The 17,480-nt window shown below is 62.5% G+C and carries 12 protein-coding genes and 2 pseudogenes; all 14 read left to right on the forward strand.

Annotated features, from left to right (window positions below):
* The first annotated feature begins 164 nt into the window (after positions 1-164).
* The 14 genes and pseudogenes from V1289_RS39800 (at position 165) to mmsB (ending at position 17,475) form a co-directional block, all read left to right on the forward strand.
* On the forward strand, positions 165-3,059 hold the full coding sequence (locus V1289_RS39800; protein ID WP_334404559.1) for a beta strand repeat-containing protein: 2,895 nt from the start codon (positions 165-167) through the stop codon (positions 3,057-3,059).
* Positions 3,060-3,084: 25 nt separating this feature from the next.
* Positions 3,085-5,226 carry a type I secretion system permease/ATPase gene (locus V1289_RS39805; protein WP_334404560.1) on the forward strand — a complete coding sequence of 714 codons (2,142 nt, stop codon included), beginning with the start codon at positions 3,085-3,087 and terminating at the stop codon, positions 5,224-5,226.
* Complete coding sequence (locus V1289_RS39810) at positions 5,213-6,667, forward strand: HlyD family type I secretion periplasmic adaptor subunit (protein ID WP_334404562.1); 1,455 nt, start codon at positions 5,213-5,215, stop codon at positions 6,665-6,667. Before V1289_RS39805 ends, V1289_RS39810 begins: the two co-directional genes overlap by 14 nt.
* Positions 6,668-6,717: 50 nt before the next feature.
* Positions 6,718-7,236 (forward strand): annotated as a pseudogene (locus V1289_RS39815) (DUF3455 domain-containing protein).
* 32 nt (positions 7,237-7,268) lie between these two features.
* Positions 7,269-7,814 carry a GNAT family N-acetyltransferase gene (locus V1289_RS39820; protein ID WP_334404564.1) on the forward strand — a complete coding sequence of 182 codons (546 nt, stop codon included), beginning with the start codon at positions 7,269-7,271 and terminating at the stop codon, positions 7,812-7,814.
* Positions 7,811-8,512, forward strand: coding sequence for a hypothetical protein (locus tag V1289_RS39825; RefSeq protein ID WP_334404566.1), 702 nt, complete (start codon positions 7,811-7,813; stop codon positions 8,510-8,512). The genes V1289_RS39820 and V1289_RS39825 overlap by 4 nt, the downstream gene beginning before the upstream one ends.
* A 258-nt stretch (positions 8,513-8,770) precedes the next feature.
* Positions 8,771-9,439, forward strand: a pseudogene (locus V1289_RS39830) (ABC transporter permease subunit); the annotation flags it as partial.
* Between the two features lie 70 nt (positions 9,440-9,509).
* The gene (locus V1289_RS39835) at positions 9,510-10,442 is read left to right on the forward strand and encodes a dihydrodipicolinate synthase family protein (RefSeq protein ID WP_334404568.1); all 933 of its coding nucleotides are present in this window, start codon (positions 9,510-9,512) and stop codon (positions 10,440-10,442) included.
* A gap of 6 nt (positions 10,443-10,448) precedes the next feature.
* A complete protein-coding gene (locus V1289_RS39840) occupies positions 10,449-11,375 on the forward strand; it encodes a Gfo/Idh/MocA family protein (protein ID WP_334404570.1) in 927 nt (308 codons plus the stop codon).
* A 4-nt stretch (positions 11,376-11,379) separates the two neighbouring features.
* Entirely contained in the window at positions 11,380-12,468 is a 1,089-nt protein-coding gene (locus tag V1289_RS39845; RefSeq protein ID WP_334404571.1) for an aldose epimerase family protein, read from the forward strand.
* 24 nt (positions 12,469-12,492) lie between these two features.
* Positions 12,493-13,380 (forward strand): SMP-30/gluconolactonase/LRE family protein, encoded by an 888-nt coding sequence (locus V1289_RS39850; protein ID WP_334404573.1) that lies wholly within the window; start codon positions 12,493-12,495, stop codon positions 13,378-13,380.
* Positions 13,381-13,548: 168 nt separating this feature from the next.
* On the forward strand, positions 13,549-14,613 hold the full coding sequence (gene chvE / locus V1289_RS39855; protein WP_334404574.1) for a multiple monosaccharide ABC transporter substrate-binding protein: 1,065 nt from the start codon (positions 13,549-13,551) through the stop codon (positions 14,611-14,613).
* A gap of 97 nt (positions 14,614-14,710) precedes the next feature.
* On the forward strand, positions 14,711-16,288 hold the full coding sequence (mmsA, locus tag V1289_RS39860) for a multiple monosaccharide ABC transporter ATP-binding protein (RefSeq protein WP_334404575.1): 1,578 nt from the start codon (positions 14,711-14,713) through the stop codon (positions 16,286-16,288).
* A complete protein-coding gene (mmsB, locus tag V1289_RS39865; RefSeq protein ID WP_334404576.1) occupies positions 16,285-17,475 on the forward strand; it encodes a multiple monosaccharide ABC transporter permease in 1,191 nt (396 codons plus the stop codon). The genes mmsA and mmsB overlap by 4 nt, the downstream gene beginning before the upstream one ends.
* Positions 17,476-17,480 lie beyond the last annotated feature (5 nt).

Consider the following 17,480-nt stretch of genomic DNA (forward strand, 5'->3'; position numbering starts at 1 on the left):
GGCAGGGCAGGTGACGGCTTGGGGATCACCATACCACAGACAGGAAATCTGAAGGATCTCTTCAGAAGAATTCACGGTGGCCTAAAGCCCGGCTTCAAGTCTTCGGGGCGACTCGCGGCTAAGCAGCCGATTGAGGGACTAAGACCTTTAGAAGGATCATGACTATGGCTACCAAGGCTACATTTTCCCAAGGTGCCGGCGTGCTGTCGGTGTTTGACGACAACGGCGGTAACACCATCGTGACCAGCCGTGACGCGGCCGGTAACATTCTCGTCAACGGCGGCGCCGTAGCCATAGCGGTTCGTCCGACCGTCGCCAACACTGGAATCATCCAGGTGTTCGGCCAGGGCGGCAACGATACGATTTCGCTGGACGAGACCAATGGTGCGTTACCCGCGGCACAGTTGTTCGGCGGTGCGGGCAACGACACGCTGATCGGCGGCTCAGGCAACGATCAGCTGTTTGGCGGCACCGGTAATGACATCCTCTTGGGTAAGGGCGGCGACGACCTGCTGTTCGGCGGCGACGGCAATGACACGCTGACCGGCGGTGCCGGCAACGACCAGATGTTCGGCCAGGCCGGCAACGACCGCATGATCTGGAATCCGGGCGATGGCACCGATCTCATGGAGGGTGGCGACGGCATCGACACCGCCGAGGTCAATGGCGGCAACGGCGCCGAGACGTTCACGATCGCGGCCAACGGCAGCCGCGTGCGTTTCGATCGGATCAGCCCTGCGCCGTTCTCGCTCGACATCGGCACCACCGAGAATTTTGTGCTCAACATGAACGGCGGCGACGACGTCTTCACCGCCGGAAACGGTCTCGCGCCTCTCATCCACCTTACGGTCGACGGTGGCGACGGCAACGACACCATCACTGGCGGCGACGGCAACGACACGCTGATCGGCGGAGCCGGCAACGACATCATTACCGGCGGCCGCGGCAATGACACCCTGCTCGGCGGCAGCGGCGACGATACCTTCGTCTGGAATCCGGGCGACGGCAGCGACACCGTCGAGGGCCAGGACGGTACTGATACGCTGATATTCAACGGCGCCAACGTCAGCGAAAACATCAGCATCACGAACAATCTTGGGCGGGTGAAGTTCAGCCGCGATGTCGGCAACGTCAATATGGATATCGGCGGCATCGAGCAGATCGACTTCACCGCTCGCGGCGGTGCCGACAACGTCACGGTCGGCGACCTCACCGGCACCGGTGTCACCCAGGTCGCGATCGACCTCGCGGCGACACCCGGCAGCGGTGTCGGCGACGGCGCGGCGGACAGCGTGACCGTCAACGGCACCAACGGCAGCGACAACATCCAAGTGTCGGGAACGGGAGGCTCTGTCACGGTCGCCGGCCTGTCCGCAACGGTTACCCTTGCCGGCTCCGAGGGAGCCAACGATCAACTCGTGGTCGACGGCGGTGCTGGCAACGACACCATCAATGCCGCAAACCTCGTCGCCGGCGTCATCGGCCTCACCATCGACGGCGGTGCCGGGAACGACACCATCACCGGCAGTCAGGGCAACGACACGCTGATCGGCGGTGACGGCAACGACGTCGTCACCGGAGGCCGGGGCAACGACATGGCGCGGCTCGGCAACGGCAACGACACCTTTATCTGGAACCCGGGCGACGGCAGCGACGTGGTCGAGGGGCAGGCCGGTACCGATACGCTGGTGTTCAACGGCTCTAACGCGGGCGAGCATATCGACATTTCGGCCAATGGCTCGCGGGCGAGGTTGTTCCGCAATGTCGGCAACATCACCATGGACCTCGGCGGTATCGAGCACATCCAGCTCGCAACGCTCGGCGGCGCCGACACCGTCACGGTCAACGACCTCACCGGAACCGACGTCAAGCAGGTCGCCATCGACCTGTCCGCGACGCCTGGCATCGGGCAGGGCGACGCGCAGCCCGACACCGTGATCGTCAACGGCACCACCGGCGACGATCACATCAGTGTCGTCAGCAGCGGCTCGTCGATCCTGGTCAATGGATTGGCGGCGCAGGTGACGATCAAGGGCATCGACGCTGGCACCGACTCGCTGGTCGTCAATGGAGGGGGTGGAGACGACATCATCAACGCTTCCGCGCTCCACGCCGGCCAGGCCAACCTCACCATCAATGGCGGCGACGGCAACGACGCTATCACCGGCAGTGCAGGCAATGATGTCGTTTTTGGCGGGCGCGGCAATGACGTTGCCTCGCTTGGCGCCGGCGACGACACCTTTGTCTGGAACCCCGGCGATGGCAGCGATACGGTCGACGGTGGGGCTGGCAACGATACGCTCCTGTTCAACGGCGCCAATGTCGGCGAGAATATCGACATCTCGGCCAACGGTGGGCAGGCCACGTTTAGCCGCGACGTTGCGGCCATTAAGATGAGCCTCGATAATATCGAGACCATCGATTTCAACGCCTTGGGCGGCGCGGACACCATCACGGTCAACGATCTGTCCACGACCGACGTACGGCATGTCGCCATAGATCTGGCGGCGACGCCGGGCAGCGGCGTCAGCGACGGCAGCGCGGACACAATCGTCATCAACGCGACCAACGGCGACGACGTGATCAACATCACCGAGAATAACGGTGTGATCACGGTGTCGGGTCTGGCTACCGACGTGACGATCGCCGGCTTCGACGCCAACGACCGCATCGTCATCAACGGCCTTGGCGGCGACGACGTCATCAACGCTTCCGGGCTTCCGGCCGGCATCCTGATCACCGAGAATGGCGGCGACGGTGCTGACGTTCTGCTGGGAGGCGCGGGTAACGACACCCTCTCCGGCGGCGCGGGAGATGACGTCCTGATCGGCGGCGGGGGATTTGACACGCTCGATGGGGGGGCGGGCAACAACATCCTCCTGCAGGCGCCGGTGAGCCGCAACAGCGCCGTAAGCGATGGCTCGCCAGCCGCGAGTGCGGCCCTGTTGGGTCAATTCATGGCGTCGAGCTTTGTCTCGGCAGGCGAGGGGCTCGGCGCAGTGCCGATCGCCGATCCGTCGGCCAGCCAGCATCCGCAGCTGGCGCAGCCGCACGCATGATGCGACATCGCCCTGGAGAGCACCTATGAGCACCGAAACTGACAGTGCGAGACCAACCGATCCTGGTCTCGAAGCACTTGTGACGCTGCTGCATCTCCAGGGCGTTGCGGCCGATGCCGGACAGATTGCGCATCGGCTGGGAACGGACAAGATCGGCGCACCGGAGATGCTCCGGTGCGCCAGGGATATGGGGCTCAAGGCACGGGCCTATCGGACTGACTGGTCGCGCCTTGCCAGCACGCCCTTGCCCGCGATCGCGCCGTTGCGCGATGGCGGCTTCCTGTTGATAGCCAAGGCCGACAAGGACAAGGTGCTGGTTCAGTCGCCGCTGGCGCCCCGGCCGGTGTTGATGACACGAGACGAACTCATGGCCGTCTGGGACGGCGGGCTGATCCTGATGGCCCGCCGCGCCGGATTGTCCGATATCACCCGACGGTTCGACATCACCTGGTTTCTGGGGGCGATCCACAAATATCGCCACCTCCTGAGCGAGGTGCTGCTCGGCTCGTTCTTCCTGCAGCTGCTCGGCCTGGTCTCGCCGCTGTTCTTCCAGGTCGTCATCGACAAGGTGCTGGTGCACCGGTCCCTGAACACCCTCGATGTCCTCGTCCTCGGACTTGTGACCATCTCGGTTTTCGAGACCGTGCTCGGAATCCTGCGGACCTATCTGTTCTCGCACACCACCAACCGCATCGACGTCGAGCTCGGGGCGCGCCTTTTTCGGCACCTGCTGGCGTTGCCGATGGCCTATTTCCAGGCGCGGCGCGTCGGCGACTCCGTAGCGCGGGTGCGCGAACTGGAGAACATCCGTAATTTCCTCACCAGCTCGGCCCTGACGCTCGTGATCGACCTGCTGTTCACCTTCGTCTTCTTGGGCGTGATGTTCTTCTATTCGCCGCTTTTGACCTGGATCGTGCTCGGCTCGTTCCCGTTCTATATCGCGATATCGGCCGGGGTTACGCCGCTGTTCCGGCGCCGGCTGAGCGAGAAATTCCAGCGCGGCGCCGAGAACCAGGCCTTTCTGGTCGAGAGCGTGACCGGTATCGAGACGCTCAAGGCGATGGCGGTCGAGCCGCAGATGCAGCGGCGCTGGGAGGAGCAACTCGCCGGCTACGTCGCCGCGAGCTTCCGGGTGCTCAGCCTCGGCAACAGCGCAAGCCAGACGGTGCAGCTCGTCAGCAAGATCGTCACCGCAAGCATCCTTTATTGCGGCGCCAAGCTCGTCATCGATGGCACCCTGTCGGTCGGCGAACTGATCGCGTTCAACATCCTGGCCGGCCGCGTGAGCGCGCCGGTGCTGCGTCTCGCCCAGATCTGGCAGGATTTCCACCAGGCGCGGCTGTCGATTGCGCGGCTGGGCGACATCCTCAACACCACCGCCGAGCCGACCTATTCGGCAGGTCGCGCGCGGCTGCCGGCGATCCGCGGCGACATCAAATTCGACCACGTCTCGTTCCGCTATCGCATCGACGGGCAGGAGGTGCTGCAGGATGTCAGCTTCGAGGTGCCCTCGGGGCAGACGGTCGGCATCGTCGGGCCCTCAGGCTCGGGCAAGAGTACGTTTGCAAAACTGGTCCAGCGCCTTTACGTCCCGGAGCGCGGCCGCGTGCTGGTGGACGGAATGGACCTCGCGATGGCCGATCCGGCCTGGCTGCGCCGCCAGATCGGCGTCGTCCTGCAGGAGAACGTGCTGTTCAACCGCTCGGTGCGCGACAATATAGCGCTCGCCGATCAGGCTATGCCGATGGAACGCGTCATAGCGGCGGCCCGACTTGCGGGGGCGCATGAATTCATCCTCGAACTCACCGAAGGCTACGACACCGTGGTCGGCGAACGCGGCTCGACGCTTTCAGGCGGCCAACGGCAACGCATCGCCATTGCCCGTGCGCTCGTCACCGATCCGCGCATCCTAATCTTCGACGAGGCCACCAGCGCCCTCGACTATGAAAGCGAGCGCATCATTCAGCAGAACATGAAGGATATCGCCAAAGGGCGAACGGTGCTGATCATCGCGCACCGGCTCTCGACGGTGCGGGCGGCGGACCGCATCGTCACGCTCGATCGTGGCCGCCTGGTCGAGGACGGCAGCCACGACGCGCTGATCAAAACCGGCGGCCGTTATGCATCGTTGCATCGGTTGCAAGGAGGATTGCATGAAGCCGGTTGAACCAGCGATGGACGCCCAGTCCACGCCACGCGTCATTCCGTTCCGGCGCGCGCAACAGCGTCGACGCGTAGAGCTGGCATTCCTGCCGGCGGCGCTTGAAATCGCGGAAACGCCGCCCTCGCCAATCAAGCGTGCGATTGGCGCTGTTATCATTGTGCTGTCCTGTACGGCGCTGGTCTGGGCGTGGTGGGGCACCATCGACATCGTTGCGTCGGCGCCCGGAAAGATCCTGCCGGGCGGCCGGGTCAAGGTGATCCAGCCGTTCGAGACCGGGGTGGTGCGTTCGATCAAGGTGCAGGATGGGCAGGCGGTCAAGGCAGGCGACGTCCTGATCGAGCTCGATCCGACCGCCAACGAGGCCGAACGCGATCATTTGCGCAACGACCTCCTCGCCGAGCGGCTCAACATCGCGCGATTGCGGGCAGCACTTGCCGGCGGCGACGATCCCGCGGCCGACTTCGTCGCCCCCGCCGGCGCGGATCCGGAACTGATCGCTACCCAGCGCCAGCTCTTGCTCAACCAGGTGACCGAGCACCGGGCCAAGATTGCCGCGCTCGTGCGTCAGCAGGCGCAGAAGGAAGCCGAGCAAGCCACGACAGCGGCGACAATCCACAAGCTCGAGACGATCATTCCGGTGGTCCAGTCGCGCGTCGACATCCGCAAGACGCTTGTGGAGAAGGAATTGGGCTCGAAGCTCAGTTATTTCGAGGTGCTCCAGCTGTTGGTCGAACAACAGGAGGAGTTCAGCGTCCAAAAGAGCCATCTGCAGGAGACCGAGGCGGCAATCGCTGCGATTCGCGAGACGCGCGGCCAGGCGATGGCAGAATATCGGCATACGCTCTCTGACGAACTGGCCAAGGCCGGGCAGAAGGCGAATGGACTGGCCCAGGACCTGATCAAGGCCGAGCAGAGGACCAGGCTTCAGCTGTTGAGCGCTCCCGTCGACGGCGTGGTGCAGCAACTCGCAGTCCACACGGTCGGCGGCGTGGTCACGCCGGCGCAGTCGCTGCTGGTGGTGGTGCCGAGCGACAGCCGGTTGGAGATCGAGGCCATGGTGTCGAACCGCGACATCGGCTTCATCCACGCCGGCCAGGAGGCCGAAATCAAGATCGATACCTTCAATTTCACCCGTTATGGCCTGCTGCACGGCCAGGTGCTCACGGTGTCGCAGGATGCCGTCATTCGCGACCGGCAACAGGACCGCCCCAACGACCGGCAACTCGGTACGCAGAACGACAGCAGCGAACCGAAAGGCCAGGAACTGAACTACAGCGCCCGGATTTCGCTCGACCGCACCGAAATGCAGATCGACGACAGGATGGTCAATCTGTCGCCCGGCATGGCGGTGACGGTGGAAATCAAGACGGGATCGCGGACGATCCTGAGCTATCTGCTGTCGCCGCTGCTGCGCTACCGGCAGGAAACGTTGCGGGAGCGGTGAAGGCTCCACGTACAGTTGAAAAGAATAGTATTGAAAAGTCAGGATACTCCATGAACCGTTCCTCGAAATTGTTATTTGGCGTTGCTTTGATTGTTAGCGCTTTGTCGGCTGTCGAGGCATCGGCGCAAGTGGCGTTGGTCGCGCCCGGCGAGATCGTACTCGTCCAGCTTCATGCGGAGGGCGCTCAGATCTACGAGTGCAAACCAGCCGACAAATCTGCATCGGGAGGACCAGCACTGACGTGGCAATTTGTCGAACCGGTCGCGACCCTCTTCGTTGATGGAAAATCGGTTGGACGGCATCACGCCGGGCCAAACTGGGATCATATCGATGGCAGCGGCGCGAAGGGCAAGGTGGTCGCAAGTGCGGCCGGCGCGACCTAAAAGGATATCGCGTGGCTGAGACTCGAAGTGACGGATCGTCGCGGCAAAGGCATGCTGTCCGATGCCACGACCGTTCTGCGCATCGACACCAAAGGAGGACTTGCAGAGGGACCGTGCGGGCGCGTGGGCGAACATCTCAGCGTCGCCTATGCGGCGGACTACGTATTCCTCCGCAAGGGCGAGTGATGCGGGAACCGCGGCTGCTAGGGCGAGCGATGATGAAGGCGGACCACGAGACCGTCAGCATCAGGCTCGCCGGCGATCGCGAGCGGCCGTTGATCGAGAACCTCTCGCAATTCTATATCTACGACTTCTCGGAGATGGAGACGGTCGGCTCCCGCCAGATGGAGTTTGGTGATCACGGCTTCTATCCGCCGCTTCCGGACATCGATTGCTATTGGCGCATCGAGGGTTTCCGTCCACTGCTGATTTACGTCAGGCAACGGCTCGCCGGATTCGTCTTGGTCGACACCCGTTCCCACCGCGGCGGACGGGTTGAGCACAACATGGCGGAGTTCTTTGTGGCGCGAAAACATCGGCGCCGCGGCGTAGCGACCGAGGCTATCCGCCAAATCCTGCTGTTGTATCCGGGTCACTGGGAGGTCGCCGTGGCGGAGCGCAATGCAGCGGCCAAGGCATTCTGGCCGCATGCCATCACGGCCGCACCGAACATATGCCGGCTTGTCCGTTTTGAAGGCAACGGCGAGCATTGGCGCGGGCCGATCTGGAGCTTCCGAACCGTGCCTTTCGGGGTGGACAAATGAAATGGGTTGGACGAACGGCGTATTTGGCGCTGTTGCTGGTGCCCTTGATCGAGCTGGTTTTCGCGGAAGAGCGAACGGTCACACTGCCTCTGAATGACGTTTCGCAGCTCGAACTGCATTACGTAACGGCAACTCCGGTCCGCTATCGCGACAGCGAGGCGCTCGAGGTCCGTCTCGCCGGTCCGTATCGCGGCCCCGATCTGGACACCTTCGCATACATTCCCGGCCTGGATTTCCACGATGGCACCATCGAGGTGGATGTCGCCGGCTCCTTGCTGCCGAGCTCATTGAGCGGGGCCCGCGGATTCATCGGGATCGCCTTTCGAATCGACGCGGCGGGCGGAAGCTTTTCGAGCGAGGGCTTCTATATCCGTCCGACCAATGCGCGGGCCGACGATCAGGTTCGCCGCAACCATTCGACGCAATATTTTTCCTATCCCGGTTATGACTTCGACCGGCTGCGGCGCGAAGACCCCGGCGAATATGAATCATATGCGGACGTCGTAGCCGACGAGTGGACACACCTTCGCATTGAGGTGGGAGGTGCGACTGCTCAATTCTACGTTGGAACGGCCTCGCAGCCGGCACTCATCGTCCACGATCTCAAGCGTGGCGCCGAGGCGCATGGTTCGGTGGGTCTTTGGGTCGACAACGGTACTGACGGTCACTTCCGAAATCTGACCGTTCATGCCCGCTGAGCGGCTTTTGGATGGTTTCGAGTCATCTTCGGGCCGGCGCCCAGATTTGTTGGCTTCGTTCAAGCCCGCGTAGGGCAAAGGAGTCGATCGGTTCGAGCCGCCGTGCGCAACGTTCGGCGAAGGTGTGGGACACCAGTATGGAACGCCCCACCTGTCGCACAGCTCTTCGATTCGGCTGGCTTCGTTCACCGCCCGCTCGATCACCGTGAAGTCCAGCCGCCGGCTGGTCCCGACATTGCCATAGACCACGCGGCCGAAATGCAGGGCCAGATCGACTTCCAGTCCCGGCAAGCCCGCCAACCGGCGCCGCTCGTTCAATTCGCGATTGGGGGCCAGAGCCTGCTCGGCGGGTCCAGCGCGCTGCCGCAAACCTCACAGGGTCGGTCTTCCGGATCAGACAGCGGCGCTGCCTTTCTGATATCTACGGAATCGATCCCGATCAATGCACCGCTCTATACCGATATCGGATCGCTGACGATCCACCACCCGGGCGGCGGCCGGCTTCCCCTGATCGCCGACATCATGCTTGCGGTGTTCGCTGTCGGCGCCGTGCTGCTGCAGTTCACCGAATTCGGCACCAACGTCTACGCGCTGGGCGGCAGCCGCCAATCGACGGCTCTGATGGGCGTTCGGGTGGCACCGACCATCATCCGGGTTTACATGCTGTCGAGCGTGCTGGCGAGCCTGTCGGGAATCGTGTTCTCGTTCTACACCGCCGGCGGCTACGCATTGTCCGCGGTTGGCGTTGAGCTCGATACCATCGCCGCCGTGGTGATCGGTGGTACACTGTTGACGGGGGGCGCGGGCTTCATGTTTGGCACCTTGATGGGGCTCCTGATCCAGGGCCTGATCCAGACCTACATTACCTTCGACGGTAATCTGTCGAGCTGGTGGACCGAGATCGTGACCGGCTTTCTGCTGTTTGCTTGAGGGAGGTTATCTTCAACGGCCTGCGCCGGCACGGCGCGGCGGGTTGAAGCGAAAACGGAGCATGGTCATGGCAAATTCCACCGTTCAACGGCCCTACAAGGGTGTATTTCCGGTCGTGCCGACGGTGTTCGACGGCGACGGCCGGCTCGATCTCGATGGCCAGAAGCGCGCCGTCGACTGCATGATCGATGCCGGTTCGCAGGGGCTCTGCATCCTCGCCAACTTCTCCGAGCAGTTCGTACTGACCGACGCCGAGCGCGACCTGATACTCGACGCTGTGCTGAACCATGTCGCGGGCCGCGTCCCCATGATCGTCACGACCACCCATTTCGCTTCGCACATCTGTGCCGAACGTTCGCGGCGGGCCGAGCAGGCAGGAGCGGCCATGGTGATGGTGTTGCCGCCTTATCATGGGGCGACCATCCGGGTTGGGGAAACCGCCATCTACGAGTTCTACCGAACCGTTTCGGACGCGATCTCGATTCCCATCATGATCCAGGATGCGCCGGTGGCCGGCACGCCGCTCTCGGCGGCTTTCCTCGCCCGCATGGCACGCGAGCTGAAGAACATCGCCTACTTCAAGATCGAGACGCCGCAAGCCGCCGCCAAGCTGCGCGAGTTGATCGCACTCGGCGACGCGGCAATCGAAGGTCCGTGGGACGGCGAGGAGGCGATCACGCTGATGGCCGACCTTGATGCCGGTGCGACCGGCGCGATGACCGGCGGTGGGTATCCGGATGGCATTCGTCAGATCACGGACCCGTATTTTGCCGGCCGCCGTGACGAAGCTATGGCGGCCTATCAACGCTGGCTGCCGCTGATCAATTTCGAAAATCGCCAATGCGGCCTTATTGCATGCAAGGCGCTGATGAAGGAAGGCGGCGTTATCAAACACGAAACCGTCCGCCTTCCGCTGCAGCCGCTGCATCCGGCGGTTCGATCGGGTTTGATCGAAATCGCGGGCCGTCTCGATCCACTCGTGTTGCGCTGGGGTAAGTGAGCCGTGGTGACCGCCGTCCGCCTCGCCATTGTCGGTCTCGGCAAGATTGCCAGGGATCAGCACATCCCCGCGATCGCCGGCACTGAGGGTATCGAGCTAGCGGCCATCGCCAGCCGCAATGCGTCCATCGACGGCATCGCGCATTTTGCGACACTCGACGAACTGCTCTTCGCACCCAGGATCGATGCCGTGGCGCTCTGCACGCCGCCGCAAGTTCGTCAGGCGCAGGCGGCGGCAGCGTTGCAGGCCGGCAAGCACGTATTGCTCGAAAAGCCCCCGGGCGCGACCGTCAGCGAATTGATGCCGCTGATCGCGTCGGCACGGCAAAGCGGGCGAACGCTATTCGCCACCTGGCATTCCCGTTTTGCACCGGCCGTCGAACCGGCGCGAGCGTTCCTTGCCGACCGGCAAATCAACTCGGTTGTGGTCGAATGGAAGGAAGACGTGAAGGTCTGGCATCCCGGTCAGGCCTGGATCTGGGAGCCCGGTGGGCTGGGGGTGTTCGATCCCGGCATCAATGCGCTTTCGATCCTCACCCGCATTTTGCCGCGGCCATTCTTTCTGACCCAGGCTGAACTGTCCTTCCCGCGGAATCGTGCGGCCCCGATCGCGGCCGATCTCGTCTTCTCGGATGACACTGGTCTGCCGATCCGGGCCGAGTTCGACTGGCGCCAGACCGTCCCCCAGACCTGGGATATCAACGTCGAGACCGATGGCGGACGGCTGACGCTCTCCTCCGGCGGCAGCCGCCTCGTTCATGATGACCGCACCCTGGTCGACGAGAAGCAGGCGGAATACCGCGGCATCTATCGGCATTTCGTCGAACTGATCGCCAACGGAGTGTCCGACGTCGATTTGTCGCCGCTGGCTCATGTCGCGGATGCCTTCATGCTCGGCCGGCGCCGCGATGTCGAACCATTCATCGAGGATTGATGTGATGCAGATGGATAAATCACGGGCGCCGAAGGTCACGCGCGAGGGTTTCGGACATCTTCCCGATGGCGCCGCGATTGAAATGGTGCGGTTGCGCGGCGACAACGGTTTTGAGGTGCGCCTTATCACCTATGGCGCGACGCTGCAGTCGATCTTCGCGCCGGATCGCGCCGGGCGCCTTGCCGATGTTGTGCTTGGCCGCGATGATCTTGCAGGCTATCTCGCGGTTCGGCGGTTCCTCGGCGCGACGATTGGGCGGTACGCCAACCGGATTGCGAACGGCAGCTTCGAGCTGGACGGCCGCCGCTTTCAACTGCCCACCAATGATGGGGCTAACGCCCTGCACGGCGGACTTGCAGGCTTCGATCGCAAACCCTGGACCATCACCGCAATCGGCGAGAACCCTGCGCCGTTCGTTACACTGTCCTATCTCAGCCTGGACGGCGAGGAAGGCTATCCCGGCACGCTGAAGACCGAGATCACCTACCGCATTTCGGGCGACAGCGAGCTTTCGCTTGAATTTTCCGCGGTGACCGACAAATCGACCATCGTCAATCTGACCAATCACAGCTTCTTCAACCTCACAGGCGTCGAGAGCGACGGCGGAATTCTCGATCACGTTCTGACAATCGCGGCAGATACCTATTTGCCGGTCAGCGCGGCCGGCATTCCCTCAGGCGCGCCAGACAAGGTTGATGCAACGCCGTTCGACTTCCGCAAGCCCCATCGTGTCGGCGCTCGCCTTCGCGACGCGGATGAACAGGTTTTGATTCGACAGGGCTATGATCACAATTTCTGCCTGCGTGGCGGCGCCAGCAGCGTCCCGCGCTTTGCTGCTCGTGTGGAAGATCCAGGGTCAGGCCGTGTTCTTGAACTCTGGACCAATCAACCGGGCGTCCAGTTCTATTCGGGCAATTTCCTTGATGGAACCGTGACCGGCAAATATGGCCGTGTCCACCGTCAGTATGACGCGCTATGCCTGGAGCCGCAGGTCTATCCCGATACGCCAAATCATCCGGCCTTTCCGTCGGCGCGGCTCGATCCCGGGCAGACCTATCGCCATACCTCGCTGTATCGATTTTCCACGAGCTGACGGCGCAAAAGAAAGGGACATCGCGTGGAGCAAGTCGGCACCAGGATCCTCAGCGAACAGCATTGCCATCTCGGCGAGGGCTGTACCTACGACCCGGTAACCGATACCGCATGGTGGTTCGATATCATCGAGCGCACCCTGTTTCAGGCAAATCTTCAATCCGGCGCCGTCACCTCGCACGCGCTGCCGCTGATGGCCAGCGTGCTTGCCTTCATCGACGACCAGCGCCAGCTGCTCGCGACCGAAAACGGCCTCTATGTTCGCGATGTCGCGGATGGCCGCCTTGCGCTTCACATGCCGCTCGAGGCCGACAATGCGGCAACGCGTTCCAACGATGGGCGGGTCCATCCCTGCGGCGCGCTGTGGATCGGAACCGTGGGCCGCAGGGGAGAAAAGGGGGCGGGCGCGATCTATCACTTTGATCGCGGAGCGTTGCGCCGGCTCTATGCAAACGTCAGCATCCCAAATGCGATTTGCTTTTCGCCGGACGGCGCCACCGCCTATTTCACCGACAGCCGTGAAGGAATTCTTTATCGCGTCGCAGTCGACCCGGCGAATGCCCTGCCGACCGGAAATCCCGCGACACTCGATGGCCACAGCGACGGGCCAGGCAGCCCGGACGGCGCCGTCGTCGACAGCGAGGGATTGATCTGGAATGCGCGTTGGGGCGGGTCGTGCATCGACGTCTATACGCCGGAAGGCGAGCGCGTTCGCACCATTCGGGTGCCGGCGACGCAGCCGAGCTGCCCGGCGTTCGTCGGCCGGCATTTCGATCGGCTGCTGGTGACCACCGCCTGGGAGGGAATGGACGAGCAGGCCAGGGCCGCCGATCCCGACCACGGCAGGACGTTCATTCTCGACGTCGGCGCACGGGGACGGGCGGAACCGCGTGTCAGGCTCGGTCCAGCATGAAAGCGGCCCCATCGCACAAGAGTTTATGATGCTTGCAGAACCACAATGCGTGATCGATCATCCCCTCGTTTCCGTCGGCCACGATGGGTACCTGACAATGCGCCGATACGTACTGGCGCCAAACCGCAGCAACGCGGCAACTAAGGCTCAACCCCCTGGGAGCGAAAGATGAACCTATTCAAAGCTGCTCTATCCGCCATCGTGCTTGGTTCGGTCGCCCTTGCGGGATCCGCGCTCGCGCAGGACAAACCCACGGTCGGCATCGCCATGCCTACCAAATCCTCGGCGCGCTGGATCGATGATGGCAACAACATCGTCAAGGTGCTGAAGGAGCGCGGTTACAACACCGACCTGCAATACGCCGAGGACGATATTCCGAACCAGCTCTCCCAGATCGAGAACATGGTGACCAAGGGCGCCAAGGTGCTTGTGATCGCTGCAATCGACGGCACTACGCTCTCGGACGTGCTCAAGCAGGCCAAGACCAAGGGCATTACCGTGATCGCCTACGACCGGCTGATCCGCGACACGCCCAACGTCGACTACTATGCCACCTTCGACAATTTTCAGGTCGGCGTGCTGCAGGCGCAGTCGATCGAGCAGGGACTGAAACTGAAGGAAGGCAAGGGCCCGTTCAACATCGAGCTGTTCGGCGGCTCACCCGACGACAACAACGCCTACTTCTTCTACAACGGCGCGATGTCGGTGTTGCAGCCCTATATCGACAGCGGCAAGCTCGTGGTCGCCAGCCACCAGACCGGCATGGACAAGGTCTCGACGCTGCGCTGGGATGGCGCCACGGCACAGGCTCGCATGGATAATCTGTTGAGCGCGTTCTACACCACCAAGCGGGTCGACGCGGTGCTGTCGCCCTATGACGGGCTTTCGATCGGCATCCTGTCGTCGCTCAAGGGCGTCGGCTATGGCAGCGGCAATATGCCGATGCCGATCGTCAGCGGCCAGGATGCGGAAATACCCTCCATCAAGTCCATGCTGCGCGGCGAGCAGTATTCAACGATCTTCAAGGACACCCGCGACCTTGCCAAGGTCACCGCCGACATGGTGGACGCGGCGTTGAGCGGCAAGACCGTGACGGTGAACGACACCACGACCTACAAGAATGGCGTCAAGATGGTGCCGTCCTATCTGCTCAAGCCGGTGGTCGTCGACAAGACCAACTGGGAGAAGGTGCTGGTCGATGGCGGCTATTACAAGAAGGCGCAGGTCAACTGAGGCGGGCTGTGCCTGAGGTGGCCGGGCAAAGGGCGCGAGGTATCTTCGTGCTCGATGTTTGCGGCCATCTACGTCTTTCTTGCCGCAGGGTATCCGAATGACCACACTGCTTGAGATGCGCGGTATCAGCAAAGCCTTCGCCGGCGTGAAGGCGTTGAACGACGTCAATTTCACCGTCCGGCAGGGCGAGATCCATGCCCTGGTGGGCGAGAACGGCGCCGGCAAGTCGACTTTGATGAAAGTGTTGAGCGGCGTCTATCCACACGGCGACTACGACGGCAGCATCATCTATGACGGCGAGGAGCGGCAGTTCCGCAACATCAATGATTCCGAGGCGCTCGGCATCATCATCATTCATCAGGAGCTCGCGCTGATCCCGCTGCTCTCGATTGCCGAGAACATCTTTATCGCCAACCCGCCGTCGCGGTTCGGCGTGATCGATCGCGACGCAGTCTATAGGCGGTCTCGGCAGCTATTGGCAAAGGTCGGGCTCAACGAGGCACCGGATACGCTGATCACCAATATCGGGGTCGGCAAGCAGCAACTGGTGGAGATCGCCAAGGCGCTGTCCAAGCAGGTGCGCCTCCTGATCCTCGACGAACCGACCGCGAGCCTCAACGAACGCGACAGCGCGGCGCTGCTCGATCTCCTGCTTGAGTTCCGCTCCCAGGGCATGTCCGCGATCCTGATTTCGCACAAGCTCAACGAGGTGGCGCGCGTCGCCGACCGCATTACCGTGCTGCGCGACGGTCGCACCGTCGATACGCTGGATTGCGAGGCCGGCGCGGTTGAGGAAGATCGTATCATCCGCAAGATGGTGGATCGCGACCTCGAGCATCGCTTTCCGAAGCGCGATCCTGATATCGGCGAGGTGGTTCTCAAGGTTGAGAATTGGTCGGTCTATCATCCGCAGCATGCGGATCGGCAAGTCATCAAGAATGTCGACTTCCAGGTCCGCCGCGGCGAGATCGTCGGCATCGCAGGGTTGATGGGCGCCGGGCGCACCGAATTCGCCATGAGCCTGTTCGGCCGCTCCTGGGGCCGCAAGATCACCGGCCGCGCTACGCTGCACGAGCGCGAGGTCGATCTCTCGACCGTCAGCCGGGCCATCGACGCCGGCCTTGCCTACGTCACCGAAGACCGCAAGCAGCTCGGCCTTCTGCTCGCCGACGACGTGCGCAAGAACATCACGCTTGCCAATCTCGGCAGCGTCGCGGCCGGCCGCGTCATCGACGACATCAAGGAGTTGCACGTCGCGAATGATTATCGCAACCGCATGCGCATCCGCTGTTCCGACGTCTACCAGACCTGCGGCAACCTGTCCGGCGGCAACCAGCAAAAGGTGGTGCTGTCGAAATGGCTGTTCACCGATCCGGAAATCCTGATCCTCGATGAGCCGACCCGCGGTATCGACATCGGCGCCAAGTACGAGATCTATTGCATCATCAACGAGCTGGCTGACGCCGGCAAGGCGGTCATCGTAATCTCGTCGGAAATGCCGGAACTGCTCGGGATCTGTGACCGTATCTGCGTTATGAACGGAGGCGCGTTTGTCGGCGAGTTCGACAGAGCCGAGGCGACGCAGGAGAAAATCATGCGCGCCATCGTGAGTAAGGGCGAACGGCTGGTTGATAGAAGCCTGGAAGAGAAGTTGTTGGGAGAGGCGCATCCATGAGCGACAAGACCGTGACGCTTCCCGAAGCGCCCAAACATGCGGGCTTTCTCAAGGCCAATTTGCGCGAAAACGGCATGCTTCTGTCGCTGTTTGCGATCATGCTGTTCTTCGAGTTCGTGACCGACGGCACGCTGCTGCGTCCGCTCAATCTCACCAATCTGGTGCTGCAGAACAGCTATATCGTGATCATGGCGCTCGGCATGCTGCTGGTGATCGTCACCGGGCACATTGATCTTTCCGTCGGTTCGGTGGCGGGCTTCATCGGCGCGATCGCCGCGGTGCTGATGGTGCGATACGGCGTGCATTTCATTCCGGCCACCATTGCCTGTCTTGCGCTCGGTGCGCTGATCGGCGCGGCGCAAGGCTACTGGGTGGCCTATTTCAAGATTCCGTCGTTCATCGTCACGCTAGCGGGCATGCTGGTGTTCAAGGGACTGGCGCTGGCCGTGCTGCAGGGCCAGTCGGTCGGCCCGTTTTCGTCGACCTTCCAGAAACTCTCTTCCGGCTTCATTCCGGAATTGTTTCCAGGCGCCGGCGCGCTCTATCCTACGTCGATTCTGATCGGCGCCGCGCTGGCGTTTGGTCTGGTCTATGTCAGCGTCAAGACCCGAGCCCGGCGCGCAAGCCACGGCGTCGAGGTCGAGCCAACCGGTTTCTTTGCGCTCAAGAACGCTCTTCTGTTCGGCGTGATCATCTATTTCACCTATCTGATCGCCTCGCATCGCGGTTTGCCCAACGTGCTGGTAATTATGATCGCACTGATCGCGCTCTATGGCTTCGTCACCGCGCGTACCACGATCGGCCGGCAGATCTATGCGGTCGGCGGCAATGAGAAGGCGGCCAAGCTCTCCGGCATCAAGACCGAGCGGCTGACCTTTCTGACCTTCGTCAACATGGGCGTGCTGGCTGCACTCGCCGGTCTTGTGTTCGCCGCACGGCTCAACACGGCAACGCCCAAAGCAGGGGCCGGCTTTGAGCTTGACGTCATTGCCGCCTGCTTCATTGGCGGGGCCTCGGCCTACGGCGGCGTCGGGCGGGTCGCCGGTGCCGTGATCGGCGCGCTGATCATGGGCGTGATGAATAACGGCATGTCGATCCTCGGCATCGGCATCGACTATCAGCAGGTGATCAAGGGATTGGTACTGCTCGGCGCGGTGTGCCTTGATGTCTACAACCAGCGGCGCTGACGTGA

This window comes from Bradyrhizobium sp. AZCC 2289 (assembly GCF_036924615.1).
Taxonomy (GTDB): domain Bacteria; phylum Pseudomonadota; class Alphaproteobacteria; order Rhizobiales; family Xanthobacteraceae; genus Bradyrhizobium.

Coding starts and splice junctions, on each gene's coding strand:
- mmsB (WP_334404576.1), top strand. CDS start 16,285: ATGAGCGACAAGACCGTGACGCTTCCCGAAGCGCCCAAACATGCGGGC.
- V1289_RS39800 (WP_334404559.1), top strand. CDS start 165: ATGGCTACCAAGGCTACATTTTCCCAAGGTGCCGGCGTGCTGTCGGTG.
- V1289_RS39845 (WP_334404571.1), top strand. CDS start 11,380: ATGCAGATGGATAAATCACGGGCGCCGAAGGTCACGCGCGAGGGTTTC.
- chvE (WP_334404574.1), top strand. CDS start 13,549: ATGAACCTATTCAAAGCTGCTCTATCCGCCATCGTGCTTGGTTCGGTC.
- V1289_RS39825 (WP_334404566.1), top strand. CDS start 7,811: ATGAAATGGGTTGGACGAACGGCGTATTTGGCGCTGTTGCTGGTGCCC.
- V1289_RS39805 (WP_334404560.1), top strand. CDS start 3,085: ATGAGCACCGAAACTGACAGTGCGAGACCAACCGATCCTGGTCTCGAA.
- V1289_RS39810 (WP_334404562.1), top strand. CDS start 5,213: ATGAAGCCGGTTGAACCAGCGATGGACGCCCAGTCCACGCCACGCGTC.
- V1289_RS39835 (WP_334404568.1), top strand. CDS start 9,510: ATGGCAAATTCCACCGTTCAACGGCCCTACAAGGGTGTATTTCCGGTC.
- V1289_RS39820 (WP_334404564.1), top strand. CDS start 7,269: ATGAAGGCGGACCACGAGACCGTCAGCATCAGGCTCGCCGGCGATCGC.
- mmsA (WP_334404575.1), top strand. CDS start 14,711: ATGACCACACTGCTTGAGATGCGCGGTATCAGCAAAGCCTTCGCCGGC.